This window comes from Neorhizobium puerariae (assembly GCF_042429745.1).
GTDB classification, from domain to species: domain Bacteria; phylum Pseudomonadota; class Alphaproteobacteria; order Rhizobiales; family Rhizobiaceae; genus Neorhizobium; species Neorhizobium puerariae.
Genome location: NZ_JBHMAA010000033.1, coordinates 105,022 through 120,265, shown reverse-complemented (window position 1 = coordinate 120,265; position 15,244 = coordinate 105,022). Strand labels below are relative to the sequence as shown.

Here is a 15,244-nt window from a genome sequence, read left to right as displayed (position 1 = left end):
ATTAACTGACGAATTCGGGAGAGGATGAACGGCGAATGGGGCCAGGCCCGCGCCTGGCCTCGCGGATGAAAAGGCAGGCGCAGGCACCTGCGCCATGCCGGGCGCGCTGCGGTCGCCGGTCGGGCGGGCCAGACGGAAGGGCCCCGAGGATCGGGATTTGAACTGTGTTGCCGTATAAAAATCACATGGAAATTAACGAGGCTTGATTGTCTGCCGTCTTTCGCGGCATGTTTTACATGATAACGGAAAGGTTCTTCTCATGCGTGCCCGGAATTTCCTGCTGTCATCGTCCGCGAAAATCTTTCGGTCCCTTCTCCATAAACCTTCTTTTCAGAGAATCATCTTCAACGCCATTCGGTTGAACCGTGCCGAGATCACCGATCTGCTGCGTTCCCAGGACTTGGCATTTCTGGCCTATTGCGTCGCGAGGCGCCGGAGGTCACGGGCCCAGATCCTTCAGGACCTCTGGGTTTGTTATGAGCTCGGGGAGAAGAGGGAAGGGTTCTTCGTCGAATTCGGCTCGACCAACGGGCTGACGAACAGCAATACTTGGTTCCTCGAAAAGGAGCTTGGATGGAAAGGGATACTGGCGGAGCCGAACCCGGTCTGGCATGCGGACCTCGCAGCCAATCGCGGGGCGCATATCGAGCACCGGTGCGTTTCCTCCAGGTCCGGCGCGATCGTGACCTTCCTGACCACGGATGGCGTGGACCCGGAATTGAGCGCCATCGCCGCCTTTGCCGATGGAGATCATTTCGCGGATGTCCGGAGCAAGGGGAACCGTATCGATGTCGAGACCATTTCCCTGAACGACCTGCTCGATCGATATGACGCGCCGGCCGTGGTCGACTACATCTCGATCGATACGGAAGGAAACGAGCTGGACATATTGTCCAGTTTCGATTTCGGCAAGCGGCGCTTCAGGCTGATCTCCGTGGAGCAGAACCCCAATACGGAAAGAGGGATACAGGACCTCTTGCAGAAGAACGGCTACGTGCGCGTCTTCCCGCAGTTTTCGCAGTGGGACGGATGGTATGTATCCACCGAGCTGAGATCGGGCCGGGATCACGATATCGTCGCGCCCGCGGCCTGATTGATGGAAGGTGGTTCCGGCATCGGCCCTCAGGCCACAGGTTTTGCGAACGAATCCGCGTATTTGCCGGCGCCCGCCGGATAACCTTCTTCGGGAAGGGGGCGGCCTGGCCCGTGACAGAACTGGTGCAGGTCCGGCATCATTTGGAAAGCTGCACTCTTTCGCGCCGGCATTTTGGAACAAACGGATTCGGCCTTTCGGAGGGAAGAGGATAATATCCCGCCCTGCGACAGATATGATCCGGGAGCCCTCAATGATCGATCTTCACTACTGGCCCACGCCCAACGGCAAGAAAGTAACGATTTTTCTGGAGGAAACCGGGACGCCCTACCGGGTGGTTCCGGTCAATATTTCCCGCGGCGACCAGTTTTCGCCGGAATTCCTGAAGCTCAATCCCAATCACCGCATGCCGGCGATCGTCGATCACGAGCCGAAGGACGGAGGCGGCCCGATCGGAGTCTTCGAATCCGGCGCGATCCTCTTCTATCTCGCCGAAAAGACCGGAAAGTTCTGGCCGCAGGACCTGCGCAGCAAATATGAGGTGACCCAGTGGGTCGTCTGGCAGGTGGCGAACCAGGGACCGAAGCTCGGAGAGGCCGGGCATTTCCGGCGGCTCGGCGACCGGGAAGGCGACCAGTCCTATGCCGTGCGCCGCTTCACGGACGAAGCCAACCGCCTCTACGGCGTCCTGAACATGCGGCTGCGCGACCGGCGCTACCTTGCCGGCGACGAATTCACCATCGCCGATGTCATCAGCTATCCCTGGACCGTCAACTGGCAGGCACAGGGGCAGGAGATCGATGAATTCAGGCATTTCAAGCGCTGGTTCGAGGAGGTCGGCGCCCGGCCGGGCGTTCAGCGCGGTCTTGCGGTCGGCGCCGACCTTGCGACCGACAACAGCAAGCTTCCGCCGGAAGAGCAGGAGCGCATCCGCAAGATTCTCTACAATCAACGGGCGATTCCGGTCGCCGACTGATCGGTGGATCGCCGGAACGGCGGCCACCCGCAAGCACAACCAACCCAAGGGAGCTGATCATGAGCCTTCGTATCAACGACATCGCACCGGATTTCACCGCCGAGACCACGCAGGGCACGATCCATTTCCACGACTGGATCGGCAACGGATGGGCGGTGCTCTTCTCCCATCCCAAGAACTTCACCCCCGTCTGCACGACGGAACTCGGGACCATGGCGGGCCTCGAAGGAGAGTTCAGGAAACGCGGGGTGAAGATCATCGGCATTTCCGTCGATCCGGTGGAGAGCCATGCCAAGTGGAAGGACGACATCAAGACGGCGACGGGTTTCGCTGTCGAATATCCCCTGATCGGCGATCGCGACCTCAACGTTGCGAAACTCTACGACATGCTGCCCGCGGGCGCCGGCGACTCCTCGGAAGGCCGCACCCCGGCCGACAACGCGACGGTGCGTTCGGTCTATGTCATCGGCCCGGACAAGAAGATCAAGCTGATCCTCACCTATCCGATGACGACCGGCCGCAACTTCAACGAGATCCTGCGGGCGATCGATTCGATCCAGCTCACCGCCAAGCACCAGGTCGCGACGCCTGCAAACTGGCAGCAGGGCGAAGACGTCATCATCACCGCCGCTGTTTCGAACGAGGACGCGATCGCTCGTTTCGGCTCCTTCGATACGGTCCTGCCCTATCTGCGCAAGACCAGGCAGCCCACGGCCTGACAGGCTCCGGACTGGATTGTCGAAGGACTGGGATTATCGAGACGGAAGGCCGGTGGATTGTTTCGCCGGCCTTTTCCATATCCAGCCTACAAAAGCGCCTGCGGCAGGCCGCTATTCGCGCGGAAGGCCTTGAACGCGGCAAGTGCGCGCAACGAGCGGCCGTCGTCTATGGCCGCCAGATCGAGGATAACGGCATTCGCGACCGTCATGGGCACGACCAGCGATTGGGATTCCCCGGCGGCTCCGCGCGAAATCGAAATCTGATAGTCGGGCGCCGGTTCCATGCGCGCACCGCGCAAGTCCGTCAGCGCCAGGGTTTTCGCACCACGGCCGGCGGCGATCTTCCGTACGTCGTGAACAAGTGGGGATGCCTTGCGAAAGGCAAGCAGCCAGACGACGTCGTCCGGCGAGAGCGTCGCCAGGGCTTCCGCCAGCTGGTGCATCTGGCCGGCAAGGTCGATCGTCTCATATCCGGAGCGGTTCAGCCGCAGGGCGATCAGCGCGGAGAGCGCGGCGGCATGCCCGCGCCCGAACACGAACACCCGGCGGCAATCGCGCAGGCTTGCCGAGAATGCGCGGATATCGGTGTCGGAAACGCTGTTGCGGACCTGCTGGAGCGCGGCGATCTCGCTATCCAGCACGGAAGCCAGGAGCCCGCCTTCTTCGGCGCGGACAAGGCGCGCGGCCATGCGCGCCGCCGGATTTTCGAAATCGCCGCCGCCTTCCATCAGATTGGCCTGCAGGAAGCTTCTGAATTCGGGATAACCCTTGAAGCCGAGGCGGCGCGCCAGACGCACGGCGGACGCCGGATGCACGCCCGCGCGGAAGGAAACCGCCTTGCCGTTTTCCATCGCGGCGCGGATCGGGTCCTGCATCAGAACGTCGAGGAGGCGCGTGTCGGCTTCCGTCAGTCTCGTCGAATTGCGGTTGATGAGGTCGCCGAGAACCTGCGGAATTTCGCCCTGTCTGTCCAATGCGGTTCTTGCCATGTCATGCCTGTTTCCGGGGCCAAAGCGTGTCGCGATCTTTCGGATTCGCTTGCATGCTCTGGGTTTTTGTTCTGACGCATGTCGTTGCCGCAAAACCGCCAGGCGCTTTTGCGCGAACATGCTCTAGTGCCCGCTCGTCGCCATCTCCATGCGACGGTCTTCGGGCGCGAGATCGACGCGGTTCCCGCTCTGGCTATCGAAAAACACGGCCCGGTCAAGATCGCACGTCACCCAGAAGCTGCCGGCATTGCGCGGCACGTCCTTGCGGGGGCTGGTCAACGTGAGGCGGCCGGCCGGACTGTCGCAATGCAGGGTGACGTCCGAGCCGGTCATCTCCGACAGCAGAAGCCGGGCGGCAAGCGCCGGTTCAAGCGGTTTTTCGGCGCGAACGGACATGGCTTCAGGCCTCAGGCCCGCCGTCAGGCCCTGCCTTCCCCGCCAGCCGGGCAAGTGCTCGACAGGCAGAAAGTTCATGGCGGGAACGCCGAGGAAGCTTGCGACGAACCGGTTCTGCGGTCGGTCGTAGATCGCCTCCGGCGTGTCGAACTGCAGGAGGTCGCCGTCCTTCATCACCGCAATCCTGTCGGCAAGCGACAGTGCCTCGGTCTGGTCGTGAGTGACGTAGACGATGGTGGCGCCGAGCTGGCGATGCAGTTCCTTGATCTCGGTCCGCATGGCGACGCGCAGGGCATTGTCGAGGTTCGACAGCGGCTCGTCCATCAGGAAGGTCGAGCTGTTGCGTGCCATGGCGCGCCCCATCGCCACGCGCTGCCGCTGCCCTCCGGACAACGCGCCCGGCTTGCGGTCGAGATAGGTTTTGAGCTGCAATGTCTTCGCCACGCTTTCGGCGCGCGCATTGCGCTCGGCTTTCGGCATGCCGCGCAATTCCAGGCCGAAGGCGATGTTCTCGCGCACCGTCATGTGCGGGTAGAGCGCGTAGTTCTGGAAGATCATGGCGATATCGCGGTCCTGAGGGGCGAGGTCGTTCGCCCGCCTGCCGCCGATTTCGATATCGCCCCGTTCGCAGCGTTCGAGGCCGGCGATGAGTCGCAGCAGGGTGGATTTGCCGCAGCCTGACGGCCCGACGATGACGATGAATTCGCCGGACCTGATGTCCATCGAAACGCCATGCAGAATTTCCGGGCCGCCGGGATAGGATTTGCGGATGTCGCGGAGGGTGATGCTGCTCATCGACCGGCCTCCGCGCGATGGCGGTCGCGTATCGCTATCGCAAGGCTCGGGCGGTCGGTGGTGAAGACCTTCACGCCAAGCGCCAGAACCTTTTCGATCTGCTCCGCGGTATGCGCGGCCCAGCAGCCGAAGTCGAGGCCGGCCTCCTGCACCATTGCCATGAGTGCCGCATCGGCCGTATCGACATGCACGCCGATCTCGGGGATATGATGGGAGCGTGCCACCTCGATCACCGCTGCCGGTCCGAGCTGGCGCAGCACCGGCGGGCTGACGAGCCAGAGCCTCGGCCGGCCGGCCGCGGCGGCGAGCGCGTCCTGCGATTCGATCTGGAAGGAGGAGAAGGTCGTCCTTTCCAGCATCCCGTGGCGGGTGAGAACCTCGACGACCTGCGGTACGAAATCCGCATAGGGGCGGCCGTCGACGCCGGGCTTGATCTCGCAGCGGAAGTCGACCCTGCTGTCGGCGAAGATGGCGCAGAGTTCCGCAAGCGAGATCGGATGCCCGCCGGCCCCGTAATTGATGACGGCGGCCCGCACCTCGGCTTCGGTGAGATCGGCGATCGCGCCGCGACGGTCGGTGGTGCCGTCGAGGGTGGCGTCGTGGTGAACCATGATCGCGCCATCGGCGGTCGGATGGACGTCGAACTCCACCTCTTCCAGCGGCATCCGGGCCGTGGCGGCGAAGCCTTGCGGCGTGCTGTCGCCGAATTCGAGGGTGCCGCCGCGGTGAGAAGCGATGCGTGTCATTCTATGCTTGTCCTTTTTCATGAATTATTTGACCGCGCCCATGGTGATGCCGCGTACGAGATGCCGCTCGACCAGCAGGAAACCGAGAAGGACCGGCAGGATGGTGATCGTCGAGGCCGCCATGACGAGCGGCCAGTCGATCAGGCCTTCGCCGGGGTTGACGCGGTAGAGGCGGGCCAGCCCGATCTGCAGCGTATAGAGGTCCTGCTTGCCGACGGCGACCAGCGGCCAGATGTAGTTGTTCCATTCCGTGAGGAAGATGTAGAGCCCCATCGAGAAGATCGCCGGCCGTGCGATGGGGACGATCACCCGCCAGAGCACCTGCAGCGGTGTCGCGCCGTCCATATAGGCGGCCTCGTCCAGCGCCTTCGGGATGCCCCGGATATACTGGCGCAGGAAGAAGGCGGCGAAACCATTGGAAATGGCCGGCAGGACCAGTCCGGCATAGGTGTCGAGCAGCCCGGCCCTGGCGAGCGTCAGGTAATTGGGGATCAGGCTGATATGGCTCGGGATCATCAGCGTCGCCACGGTCGCGCCGAACAGCAGGTTGCCGCCCCGGAACCGGTAGCGCGCGAAGGCGAAGGCCGCCATGGTCGCGACCGTGATGCCGAGGAGCGTCACCAGGCCGGAGACGATGATGCTGTTCAGGAGATAACGGGCGAAATTGTATTGCCCGACCGCGCGGGCATAGTTGTCGAGCGTGAATTCCAGGCCGCCGGTATAGTAGGCCTGCGCCGTCTGGAAGGACATCCAGACGGAGTAGAGTACGGGCAGCAGGAATAGAAAGCCGGCGAGGAGCGCAAGCCCCGTGAGAAGACGGTTTTCAGGCTTCATAGTGAACCCTCCGGCCGATGACGTAGGACTTGATCAGCGCCAGCACGATGAGCAGGACGAACAGCAGGACGGCGAGCGCCGAGCCCTTGCCGATGTCGAACAGGACGAAGCCGACCCGGTAGAGCATGTTGACCAGCATGTCCGTGGCGCCGGCTGGCCCACCGCCCGTCATGACGTTGACGATGGTGAAGATCTGGAAGGCCTCGATGACCGAAATGACCATCAGGAAATAGGTCGTCGGCATGACGAGCGGCACGGTCACGCGGCGGAACACGTGGAACCGCCGGCCGCCGTCGACGGCGGCGGCGTCATAGAGTTCCTGCGGCACGGCCTGCAGCCCGGCTATGTAGATGACGATGTCGTAACCGAGCTGTTTCCAGGTGTTGACGAAGATCAGCACCCAGAGTGCCAGATGCGGGTCCTGCAGCCACGGAAGCTTGCCGAGGCCGAGCGAGACGAGTGCGGCATTCATCATGCCGTAGTCCGTGGAGAAGACCCAGGAGAAGACGACGGCGATAGAGACGGTCGACGTGACAGAAGGCAGGAACAGCGCGCCGCGCAGCAGCCGCGACGGCAGCGTGTCGCGGACGAGATAGCTGGCGATCGCCAGAGCGAGCGCCAGCCTCAGCGGCACGGAGATCAGGGCGAAGACCGTGGTGACGCGCAATGCGTTCCAGAAGTCGCCCGAGGCAAGCAGCGCCCGATAATTCTCAAGGCCCACGAAGGGCATGTCCGGCGACAGGAAATCCCATTCGCGGACGCTGAGGTTCAGGCTCGACACGATCGGGATATAGGTGAAGACCGCTATGAAGGCGATCAACGGAGCGACGAACAGATAGGGTGTGAGGATACGAAGCATGGGACCGGAAAGGGGATCGACAGGCTTGCGAAGAAGACCTGCCGATCCGTTGGGTTCGAGGGGGTTATTCGCCGGAACGCTTGGCTTCCTGGCGGGTCTGGGCGGCGAAGTCCTTCATCGTTTCCTCGACGTTGCGCTGGCCAAGCGCCATGGCTTCCCACATCTTGTATTCGGTGGTGCGCATCCAGGTGACGACCGGCGGACGAGCGCGGCCATGGGCGAAGTCGAGCTGCTTGATGGCGACGTCGATGCCCGGCTGGGTGGCGAGCGCCTCCGCGGCAACCGGCAGCGCGGCGCTCTTCTTGTTGATCGGCAGATAGCCGGTGGCGGCAAACCAGATCGCGTTGGCTTCCGGCGAGGCGGCGAAGCTCACGAACTTGTAGGCGGCGTCCTGCACGTCCTTCGCGGACGAGGAGAGGATGCCGATGCCGGCGCCGCCGATCGGAACCGAGCAGACCTTGTTGCAGGGCATGGGACGGACTTCGAGCCTGTCGCCGAGCGCCTTCTTCGAACCGCCATAGTTGCCGGTCGAGTTCATCATGATGCCGACCTTGCCGGCGAGAAAGGCGTCGCGGCCGTTGTCCTCCTCGGTCACGCCGTCCGGCGAGGCGACCTTGTCCTTGTATGTCAGCGCGGACATCCACCGATAGGCTTCGATCGTGTTCGGCGAATCGAGCAGAACCTCGTTGGTCTTCGAATCGATGAGCTCGCTATCGTTCGCCATGACCAGGCCCCAGCGGGCGAACTGGCCCGGAGCGGCAATGCCGGTGATGCCTTCCGGGCCCAGCTTCTCGGTGATCGTCCTGGAGACGGCAAGAACGTCCGCGAAGGTCTTCAGCGCGGGTTCGCCGGCAATGCCGGCGCGCTTGAAGATGTCGTTGTTGTAGTAGAGGACCGGGGTCGAGGAATTGAAGGGCACGATATAGTTCTTGCCCTTGTAGACGCCGACTTCGCGGGCATAGTCGTAAAGATCGTCCTTGAGCGGATCGGCGTCGAAATAGGGCGTGAGGTCGATCAGCACGCCGCGATCGGCGAACAGGCCGTAACGGGTCACTTCGAGAATGACCGCGTCGGGAGCACGTCTGGCCGGGATGGCGGCCTGGAGCTTGGCGACGATGTCGTTGTAGTTGCCGATGTATTCGGCCTGGATGTCGATGCCGGGATTGGCCGCCTCGAAATTGGCGACGATCTTGTCCAGCGCTTCGCCCTGGGACTTGTTGAAGCTGTGCCAGAATCTTACCGCCGTCGCGGCTTCAGCCGAAGCGACCGAGGCAAGAAGGGCAAGAAGGCCTGCCGCAACCGTATGGTGCAATTTGTGTGACATTGAATTTTTCCTTTGCAAAAAAAATTGCATCGCGCCTTGCACCCATTAGTCCGATTGCGAGACAGTTTCTTGAAGCTCGTGCGAAGTTTTGATGACGGCATGTCCGGCCGCGCGAACGGACCATCGCCCGGTGCGCGGCCTATCGGGTCTTCTCGGGGCGCGCGCGCCGCCCCATTGGGGCGTCAGGTCTTCCCTGTGAAATTCGTGTTGCCGCGGAGCGGCTTGCCGGCCTGAGGAGAAGATTCCCGCCGGTTATCGCGTGACGGTGTTCTTGAGGAGACGTTCCAGCCAGTCCGCGAATACCTGGACACGGCGGGAAAGATGCTGCCTGTGGGGATAGAGCAGCGTCATTGCCATCGGCTCGGCCCGGAAGTCAGGCAGGACCTCGGCAAGTTCGCCGGCTTCGACATGGTGGCGTACGTCATACGCGGGAATCTGGATGAGGCCGAGGCCGGCCAGACAGCAGGCGATGTAGGCTTCAGCGCTGTTGACCGTGACGCGCCCGCGCAGTGCCATGTTGCGCAATGCGCCGTTTTCGAGCCATTCCCAATCCTCGACACGGCCCGTCGACGGCGAGGCATAGTTGACCGCCCAATGATCCGCGAGATCGCCGGGAGTGCGCGGCGTGCCGTGACGCTCAAGATAGGCGGGACTGGCGACGTTGATCAGCGGCAACGCGCCGATCGGTCGGGCGATAAGTCCTGAATCCCCCAGGGGGCCGACCCGCAGGACGCAGTCTATGCTGTCCTCCACCAGATTGACGGCCCGATCCGTGACGCCAAGATCGATGTCGATCTGCGGATACCGCTCCAGGAATCCGGGAAGCGCCGGCGCGATGATCAGTCGTCCGATCCGGCCCGGGACATCGACCTTGAGCCTGCCGGACGGCTGCGCGCCGGTCCGGCGGAACATGTTCTCGGTTTCCTCGACGTCGGCGGTCAGGCGCAGGCAACGCTCGTAGAAGGCCATTCCGTCCTGTGTCGCTGAAACCCGCCGCGTGGTGCGATGGAGCAGCCGGGCCCCGATCCGGCCTTCGAGTTCGATCACCGCGGCCGAGACCGAGGAACGGGGCAGCCCGAGCGTATCCGCCGCCCGCGTGAAACTCGAACACTCGACGACACGGGAAAAGATACGGAACAGATCTATCCGGTCCAATGCGCACAGCCTCCATTGTCATCCAGTTCTGACAAGTTATGTCAGAACGATCGGCTTTATCTGTCAGTTCTAGACGATATCTTCCCGGCCGGAAAGTGGCCGATGGATGGCCACCGCAGGCGAAGGAGGCCAATGCCATGACCGACCACAGCATCAAGGGTAAGACCGTCATCATCGCCGGGGGTGCGAAGAACCTCGGGGGACTGATTGCCCGCGATCTCGCCGCGCACGGCGCGAAGGCGGTGGCGATCCACTACAACAGCGCCGCGACGAAGGCGGATGCGGATGCGACCGTGGCGGCCGTCAAGGCCGCCGGCGCCGAGGCGGTCGCCTTCCAGGCGAACCTGACGAGCGCAGGCGCCATGGAGAAGCTGTTTGCCGACGCGGTTGCCGCCATCGGCCGGCCGGACATCGCCATCAACACCGTCGGCAAGGTGCTGAAGAAGCCGATCACCGAGATATCGGAAGCCGAGTACGACGAAATGAGCGCGGTCAACGCGAAATCAGCCTTCTTCTTCATCAAGGAAGCAGGGAAACATCTCAACGACAACGGCAAGATCTGCACGCTGGTCACCTCGCTCCTGGGAGCGTTCACGCCCTTCTATGCGGCCTATGCGGGCACGAAGGCGCCGGTGGAGCATTTCACTCGCGCGGCGTCGAAGGAACTCGGCGAGCGCGGCATCTCGGTGACGGCGATCGGCCCCGGCCCGATGGACACGTCGTTCTTCTATCCGGCCGAGGGGGCGGATGCGGTCGCCTATCACAAGACGGCGGCGGCATTGTCCGGCTTCTCGAAGACCGGCCTGACGGACATCGAGGATATCGTGCCCTATATCCGCTTCATGGTCTCGGAAGGCTGGTGGATGACCGGCCAGACCATCCTCGTCAACGGCGGATATACCACCAAGTGATCATCGGGCGGCCGGGCTGCACAAAGCCCGGCCGCAACCTGTTCGCAGTGCCCGGAAGCCGATCACGCGCAACAGGTTCCGCCGTTTTTCGATCCTGGCATAAGCCGGGTCGCCCTTCATTCCGTGTGATCAGCGGTTGTTCGATTGCCCAGGTCGATCATCGGCACTGCGCCGTTCGGCAGCATCGTGGTGGGCAGGCGGCCATCCCATCTTTCCGCCTGTGTCAGCGAAACGAGACCTGGATTGTCCTTGAGCGCATCCCCGCGCGCCTTGATGGCCTGCGCTTCCGCATCGCCCCGAAGGCGGATGGCTTCCGCCTCGGCCTGCGCCTGCAGCCGGACGGCGTCGGCCTGCGCCTGCGCTTCGGCGCGGCGGGCATCCGCGTTCGCATTCGCCTGAGTGACGGTAATTTCCGCCTGAACCTTTTCCCGCTCGGCGTTCTGGCGCAGTTTCTGCACCTCGACTTCCGCCAGCATGCGCTGTTCGATGCTCGCCTCATAGGCATCGGAAAAGTCGATATTCTCGATCTGAACGCTATCGACAATGACGGGGCCTCTCACGCCGTCCTGGATCGCCTGGGCGATTTCCTGATTCAGCCTGCCGCATTCCTGAATGGCGGTGACGGCGTTGAAACGCCCGAAAACCGTCTTCGTCTCCTCGAATACCTTTCGCTCGACCAGACGGCTCAACAGGCCGTCCTCAGAGCCGTACTGTTCGTAAACCGAGGCTACCTGGTCGACGGGTATGCGGTAGTTCACCGACAGCTTGACCACCGCCGGCTGCTGGTCGCGGCTATAGGCTTCCATGTGCTCGTAGACGGCAGCCTTCGATTGCACCGAAATGCGAACGACGGAATCGATCAGCGGTAACTTGAAACCAAGCCCAGGCTCGGCGGTTCCAGCGATCGCGCCATATCTGAGAACGACGCCGCGCTCACCTTGATCGATCGTGTACCAGGACCCGAATGCGACGCTCAGGGCGGCAATTGCGAGGACAGCGAAAATGATGGAGGAAGGTATGGAAACGATCTTCATGCAAAAGCCCCTTGCCGTTCAAACAGGCAACTGCATTAAAATGGCTCTCGCGAAAATGCAAAAATTGCGGGTCGCTCCCGTAAGTATTTCTGGAATTTGAAGGACTTGGTAAGGCAACATGGTTTCGGTAAGGCTGCTGGCGTTTCTGCTCATTCTGGTTTTCGGCTGGTCGAATCAGGCGCTGGCCGAAGGCCGGCTCTCGAAGGAGATCCGGCAATCCGGCATTGCGGCGACACGCGACCGGTTGCGCGCCGCCGCGTCGCTGCCGGACGATGAGAAGTTCGGGCTCGGCGGCCTCGAAATGCTGGCCGCGGTCGAACAGGCTCTGCAATCGCGCTGGAAGGTGGGTCTGTCGGAGGATCTCGGATGGCTTCCCCTGATGCGGCTGCCGATACCGGAAAATCCGGCGCCCGAACCTTTCGATGCCGCGATCGTCTCGCAGATTTTCCGGCAAGCGGTCACCGGAGCGGGGGCGGCCGAGACATATCTGTCCCAAATCCCGGACGACAGCAACTTCAAGCTCGAAGTCGACACGGCGGATCTGTGGTTCGACATCAATGCAAACGGCAAACGCGACGCCGGCGAAAGTTTCGCGGAGGTCATGGGGCTGGCGTCGCCTGCCGACATCCAGCAGCCGGCAAATCCCGGCGAGACGCCCTCCATCCCGTCCATCGTGATCAGGTTCGATCTCGCGGACGCGCATTGGCTGAGGGCCTATGCCCATCTGATCGCCGGCATCGGCGAAACCGTACTTGCATACGATCCGACGGACGCCATCAGAAACGTGGTGCAGTCGCGAACGAGAATTGCCGAGCTTGGGGCGATCAGGTCAAGCGGAATGTTCGATTTCGCCGGCATCGCGGACATGGTGGCGATCGTCAAGAACGCCCTGGATCAACAGCCGGACAAGCCGGCCCTTGCCCGGGCGCATGGCCACCTTCTGGCAATGGTGACGGAGAACCGTGCTTTCTGGCGGTTCGCGGAGGCGGAAGCCGACAACGATGCCGAGTGGATTCCGAATGCGCGCCAGACATCCGCGCTCGGGCTGGAGTTTCCGCAGCGGACCGCAGATCTCTGGCTGGGCGTGCTTGCCGACATGGAGGCGCTGCTGGAAGGCCGCCTGCTGGCCCCATACTGGCAGCTTGGCGATCAGGCAGGGATAAACGTCAAGCGCATGTTCCTGGAGCCCGGGCCGGTCGACCTCGTAAACTGGATACAGGGGCAGGATGCCTTGCGTTATGCCGAGAACGGGCCGGTGATGACGCTCGATTCCTGGGATGCCTTCGAAGACATGCTCATGGGGGACGCTCTCATGTATGCGATCATTCTCAACTGAGGACTGCGGAGGTCCGCTGGCGCTTGCCTGATGGACCGTTCCGGCATCTTATGCGCCTATGTCAGGCACTCCTGTTGCGAGAGGAAACGTTTGCCCTCCCTGTTGCGCTCCATACCAGACTCCTGGGGACCAAAATTCGGTGCGGAAAGCGGTGCGGTGACGCAGACGCGGACCGGGCCGAACGAGATCGTGCTGACGGCGCCTGCCAACCTGGCATTGGTCATGCTTTCTCCGCAGCCCAATCGGGAGGTTGCGCTCAACAGCAGCCGCAAAAAGATAGGCCTGGCCCCTCTAGGATCGATCGAGATCGTGCCCGAGGGGGCTGAGCTCTTCGCCCGCTGGATGGTCGACAAGGAGAACCTGCTGGTCGCCGTCGATGAACGGAAGCTGGCCGTCATCGCCGGGATGGAATTCCAGAACGAGGATTTCGAGCTTCAGCCGCCGAGGATCGGCAGCGTCGACCGCAAGGCGTTGCTTTTCGCCAACCTGATGCGGGAGGAGTTCCAGCGCGGTGACGCGATGAACGAGCTGTGCTTCGATGGGTTGATCACGCTCTTTGCGGCCCATTTGCTGCGCACCTATTCGTCCCGCAGCAATCATCGTGATCGCTTGATCGTCGGCGGTCTTTCTCCCAAGGCGTGGCGCGCCGTGAGCGATTATATCCAGGACAATTTGCAGGAGCGCCTCTCGATCATCGAGCTTGCCGGGATTACGGGCTTGTCGCCGAGCCATTTCCTGCGTGCGTTTCGGCGGACCGCGGGGCAGGCGCCGCACCAGTATCTTGTTGCAAAGCGGCTTGCCTTTGCCGAGCGCCTGGTGATGACGACCGATCTGCCTCTCGCCGCCATTGCCCAATCGACCGGTTTCTCAAGCAACAGCCATATGACGGCGGTCATGAAACGCGTCCGCGGGTTCACGCCGCTGGATCTGCGCCGGGATCTGCGACGCCAGACATAAGCATCCTATCCTATCGGCCGTTCGCGATGGGGCGGCGAGCAGCTGTCATCTCGCCGGTTGCCTTTCGCATCCATCCGGCGAGTTGGTGGGCCATCAGGGGGCCCTCCTGCGATCACGCGTGTATATCAAAATTCCATCATTTGTTAAAATACGACCCCGTTCGGCATCTCGTCCGCACCACTTTTCAGCGATGCTGCAATTTTTGTGATTTTATTCCCCGAGAATTGTTCCTGCCTTCCGAGAGAAACCCTCCGGGAAGGAGGTTGCGTGGCGAAATGAACAGTCGAGGGGATTTATGGTTCGAGCAAACAGCAGGTCCGTACGGCTGTCTCGGATCACAGGAACCGCGCTTGCCACGCTCCTGTCTGTCGGTGCGGCTCTCGCTGCTGACAAATGTCAGGGCATCAAGGTCGCAATCACGGATGAACGCAGGCAGGAATACGGTGTCCCTGTCGCGTCCGTGATGAAGGCCAAAATCAAGGCGTCTCAGGTGAAGTTCCATTCCATCCCGGAAAGCGGAGCCTGGAGCGCGGCCTATATCTCGACGCCTGCAAGTGAAGACGGCGTCATGTTCTTCGAAACCGTCAACGGAAAGAAGCATTTCCGCGAGGTGTGGGGCGGGTGGGCCGATCCATCGGAAACGCCCGGGCTGACTGCCCCGGGCGAAGAAGCTCGGAGCACCCCAGGACATCGCCTCCTGTTTTGCCAACACGGTGACGGGCACCAATTAGCAGGGATCACAATACAATGATTTTTCGAGCTTCAATTCTTCTTCTGGTTACCACCGTGCTGCTGGCCGGGTGCGGCGGCAGCAAAAAGCACTGGGCCAAGGACGATACGCCGAGGTCGGAGACGGACCAGGCGATGGCGGAGTGCAAATATCAGGCCGAGGCCGCGACGGCGGGCATCGGGTCGGGTGGCCACTACAAGACCTACGGAAAGGCGATCAGCGCGGGTGTTGCCGCCGGGGTCGAGCGGGCGATGGACGAGGAAGACCTGATCGAGGATTGCATGAAGGCCAAGGGCTTCAAGTAGCAAAGGCCGGGACGGGCGCAGGAGGGGCCGCTTCCCTTTTGCGCCCGGCATTTCATCCCCCGGTGGGCGGACCGTTCCGTTCAGG

The 15,244-nt window shown here is 62.3% G+C and carries 16 protein-coding genes; 8 read left to right on the top strand and 8 right to left on the bottom strand.

Features of this window, described 5'->3' with window-relative positions:
• Positions 1-358: 358 nt before the first annotated feature.
• The 3 genes from ACFFP0_RS26700 to ACFFP0_RS26690 all read left to right on the top strand — a co-directional run bounded on the left by ACFFP0_RS26700 (position 359) and on the right by ACFFP0_RS26690 (position 2,788).
• Complete coding sequence (locus tag ACFFP0_RS26700; RefSeq protein WP_377265252.1) at positions 359-1,093, top strand: FkbM family methyltransferase; 735 nt, start codon at positions 359-361, stop codon at positions 1,091-1,093.
• A 253-nt stretch (positions 1,094-1,346) separates the two neighbouring features.
• Complete coding sequence (locus tag ACFFP0_RS26695; protein ID WP_377265251.1) at positions 1,347-2,069, top strand: glutathione binding-like protein; 723 nt, start codon at positions 1,347-1,349, stop codon at positions 2,067-2,069.
• A gap of 59 nt (positions 2,070-2,128) precedes the next feature.
• On the top strand, positions 2,129-2,788 hold the full coding sequence (locus tag ACFFP0_RS26690; RefSeq protein ID WP_377265250.1) for a peroxiredoxin: 660 nt from the start codon (positions 2,129-2,131) through the stop codon (positions 2,786-2,788).
• A gap of 86 nt (positions 2,789-2,874) precedes the next feature.
• Here ACFFP0_RS26690 and ACFFP0_RS26685 read toward each other — a convergent pair whose 3' ends face one another.
• The 7 genes from ACFFP0_RS26685 to ACFFP0_RS26655 all read right to left on the bottom strand — a co-directional run bounded on the left by ACFFP0_RS26685 (position 2,875) and on the right by ACFFP0_RS26655 (position 9,886).
• Positions 2,875-3,777, bottom strand: a complete 903-nt coding sequence (locus ACFFP0_RS26685; RefSeq protein WP_377265249.1) for a MurR/RpiR family transcriptional regulator — start codon at positions 3,775-3,777, stop codon at positions 2,875-2,877.
• A gap of 123 nt (positions 3,778-3,900) precedes the next feature.
• Positions 3,901-4,968 (bottom strand): ABC transporter ATP-binding protein, encoded by a 1,068-nt coding sequence (locus ACFFP0_RS26680; RefSeq protein ID WP_377265248.1) that lies wholly within the window; start codon positions 4,966-4,968, stop codon positions 3,901-3,903.
• Positions 4,965-5,714, bottom strand: a complete 750-nt coding sequence (locus ACFFP0_RS26675) for a glycerophosphodiester phosphodiesterase family protein (RefSeq protein WP_377265247.1) — start codon at positions 5,712-5,714, stop codon at positions 4,965-4,967. Before ACFFP0_RS26675 ends, ACFFP0_RS26680 begins: the two co-directional genes overlap by 4 nt.
• Before the next feature lie 24 nt (positions 5,715-5,738).
• A complete protein-coding gene (locus ACFFP0_RS26670; RefSeq protein WP_377265246.1) occupies positions 5,739-6,548 on the bottom strand; it encodes a carbohydrate ABC transporter permease in 810 nt (269 codons plus the stop codon).
• The gene (locus ACFFP0_RS26665; protein WP_377265245.1) at positions 6,538-7,407 is read right to left on the bottom strand and encodes a carbohydrate ABC transporter permease; all 870 of its coding nucleotides are present in this window, start codon (positions 7,405-7,407) and stop codon (positions 6,538-6,540) included. The genes ACFFP0_RS26670 and ACFFP0_RS26665 overlap by 11 nt, the downstream gene beginning before the upstream one ends.
• Positions 7,408-7,471: 64 nt before the next feature.
• Entirely contained in the window at positions 7,472-8,731 is a 1,260-nt protein-coding gene (locus tag ACFFP0_RS26660; RefSeq protein WP_377265244.1) for an ABC transporter substrate-binding protein, read from the bottom strand.
• A 252-nt stretch (positions 8,732-8,983) separates the two neighbouring features.
• Complete coding sequence (locus ACFFP0_RS26655; protein WP_377265243.1) at positions 8,984-9,886, bottom strand: LysR family transcriptional regulator; 903 nt, start codon at positions 9,884-9,886, stop codon at positions 8,984-8,986.
• Positions 9,887-10,023: 137 nt separating this feature from the next.
• On the opposite strand from ACFFP0_RS26655, the gene ACFFP0_RS26650 reads away from it, so the two are divergent.
• The gene (locus ACFFP0_RS26650; protein ID WP_377265242.1) at positions 10,024-10,797 is read left to right on the top strand and encodes an SDR family oxidoreductase; all 774 of its coding nucleotides are present in this window, start codon (positions 10,024-10,026) and stop codon (positions 10,795-10,797) included.
• 116 nt (positions 10,798-10,913) lie between these two features.
• On the opposite strand, the gene ACFFP0_RS26645 is transcribed toward ACFFP0_RS26650, so the two are convergent.
• Positions 10,914-11,831: a prohibitin family protein gene (locus ACFFP0_RS26645; protein WP_377265241.1), complete on the bottom strand. Its 918-nt coding sequence runs from the start codon at positions 11,829-11,831 to the stop codon at positions 10,914-10,916.
• A 118-nt stretch (positions 11,832-11,949) separates the two neighbouring features.
• Between ACFFP0_RS26645 and ACFFP0_RS26640 the strand changes: the two genes are divergently transcribed.
• From ACFFP0_RS26640 to ACFFP0_RS26625, 4 genes are all read left to right on the top strand, one after another.
• A complete protein-coding gene (locus ACFFP0_RS26640) occupies positions 11,950-13,167 on the top strand; it encodes a hypothetical protein (RefSeq protein ID WP_377265240.1) in 1,218 nt (405 codons plus the stop codon).
• 156 nt (positions 13,168-13,323) lie between these two features.
• Complete coding sequence (locus ACFFP0_RS26635; RefSeq protein WP_377265239.1) at positions 13,324-14,124, top strand: helix-turn-helix domain-containing protein; 801 nt, start codon at positions 13,324-13,326, stop codon at positions 14,122-14,124.
• Between the two features lie 463 nt (positions 14,125-14,587).
• Positions 14,588-14,875 (top strand): hypothetical protein, encoded by a 288-nt coding sequence (locus ACFFP0_RS26630; RefSeq protein ID WP_377265238.1) that lies wholly within the window; start codon positions 14,588-14,590, stop codon positions 14,873-14,875.
• The gene (locus tag ACFFP0_RS26625) at positions 14,872-15,159 is read left to right on the top strand and encodes a hypothetical protein (protein ID WP_377265237.1); all 288 of its coding nucleotides are present in this window, start codon (positions 14,872-14,874) and stop codon (positions 15,157-15,159) included. The genes ACFFP0_RS26630 and ACFFP0_RS26625 overlap by 4 nt, the downstream gene beginning before the upstream one ends.
• The last annotated feature ends 85 nt before the right edge of the window (positions 15,160-15,244 follow it).

What these genes read in the sequence shown, in the direction of transcription:
- ACFFP0_RS26680 (WP_377265248.1), bottom strand. Translation starts at nt 4,968, where the DNA reads ATGAGCAGCATCACCCTCCGCGACATCCGCAAATCCTATCCCGGCGGC.
- ACFFP0_RS26695 (WP_377265251.1), top strand. Translation starts at nt 1,347, where the DNA reads ATGATCGATCTTCACTACTGGCCCACGCCCAACGGCAAGAAAGTAACG.
- ACFFP0_RS26650 (WP_377265242.1), top strand. Translation starts at nt 10,024, where the DNA reads ATGACCGACCACAGCATCAAGGGTAAGACCGTCATCATCGCCGGGGGT.
- ACFFP0_RS26670 (WP_377265246.1), bottom strand. Translation starts at nt 6,548, where the DNA reads ATGAAGCCTGAAAACCGTCTTCTCACGGGGCTTGCGCTCCTCGCCGGC.
- ACFFP0_RS26640 (WP_377265240.1), top strand. Translation starts at nt 11,950, where the DNA reads ATGGTTTCGGTAAGGCTGCTGGCGTTTCTGCTCATTCTGGTTTTCGGC.
- ACFFP0_RS26660 (WP_377265244.1), bottom strand. Translation starts at nt 8,731, where the DNA reads ATGTCACACAAATTGCACCATACGGTTGCGGCAGGCCTTCTTGCCCTT.
- ACFFP0_RS26645 (WP_377265241.1), bottom strand. Translation starts at nt 11,831, where the DNA reads ATGAAGATCGTTTCCATACCTTCCTCCATCATTTTCGCTGTCCTCGCA.
- ACFFP0_RS26630 (WP_377265238.1), top strand. Translation starts at nt 14,588, where the DNA reads ATGAAGGCCAAAATCAAGGCGTCTCAGGTGAAGTTCCATTCCATCCCG.
- ACFFP0_RS26690 (WP_377265250.1), top strand. Translation starts at nt 2,129, where the DNA reads ATGAGCCTTCGTATCAACGACATCGCACCGGATTTCACCGCCGAGACC.
- ACFFP0_RS26665 (WP_377265245.1), bottom strand. Translation starts at nt 7,407, where the DNA reads ATGCTTCGTATCCTCACACCCTATCTGTTCGTCGCTCCGTTGATCGCC.
- ACFFP0_RS26625 (WP_377265237.1), top strand. Translation starts at nt 14,872, where the DNA reads ATGATTTTTCGAGCTTCAATTCTTCTTCTGGTTACCACCGTGCTGCTG.
- ACFFP0_RS26675 (WP_377265247.1), bottom strand. Translation starts at nt 5,714, where the DNA reads ATGACACGCATCGCTTCTCACCGCGGCGGCACCCTCGAATTCGGCGAC.
- ACFFP0_RS26685 (WP_377265249.1), bottom strand. Translation starts at nt 3,777, where the DNA reads ATGGCAAGAACCGCATTGGACAGACAGGGCGAAATTCCGCAGGTTCTC.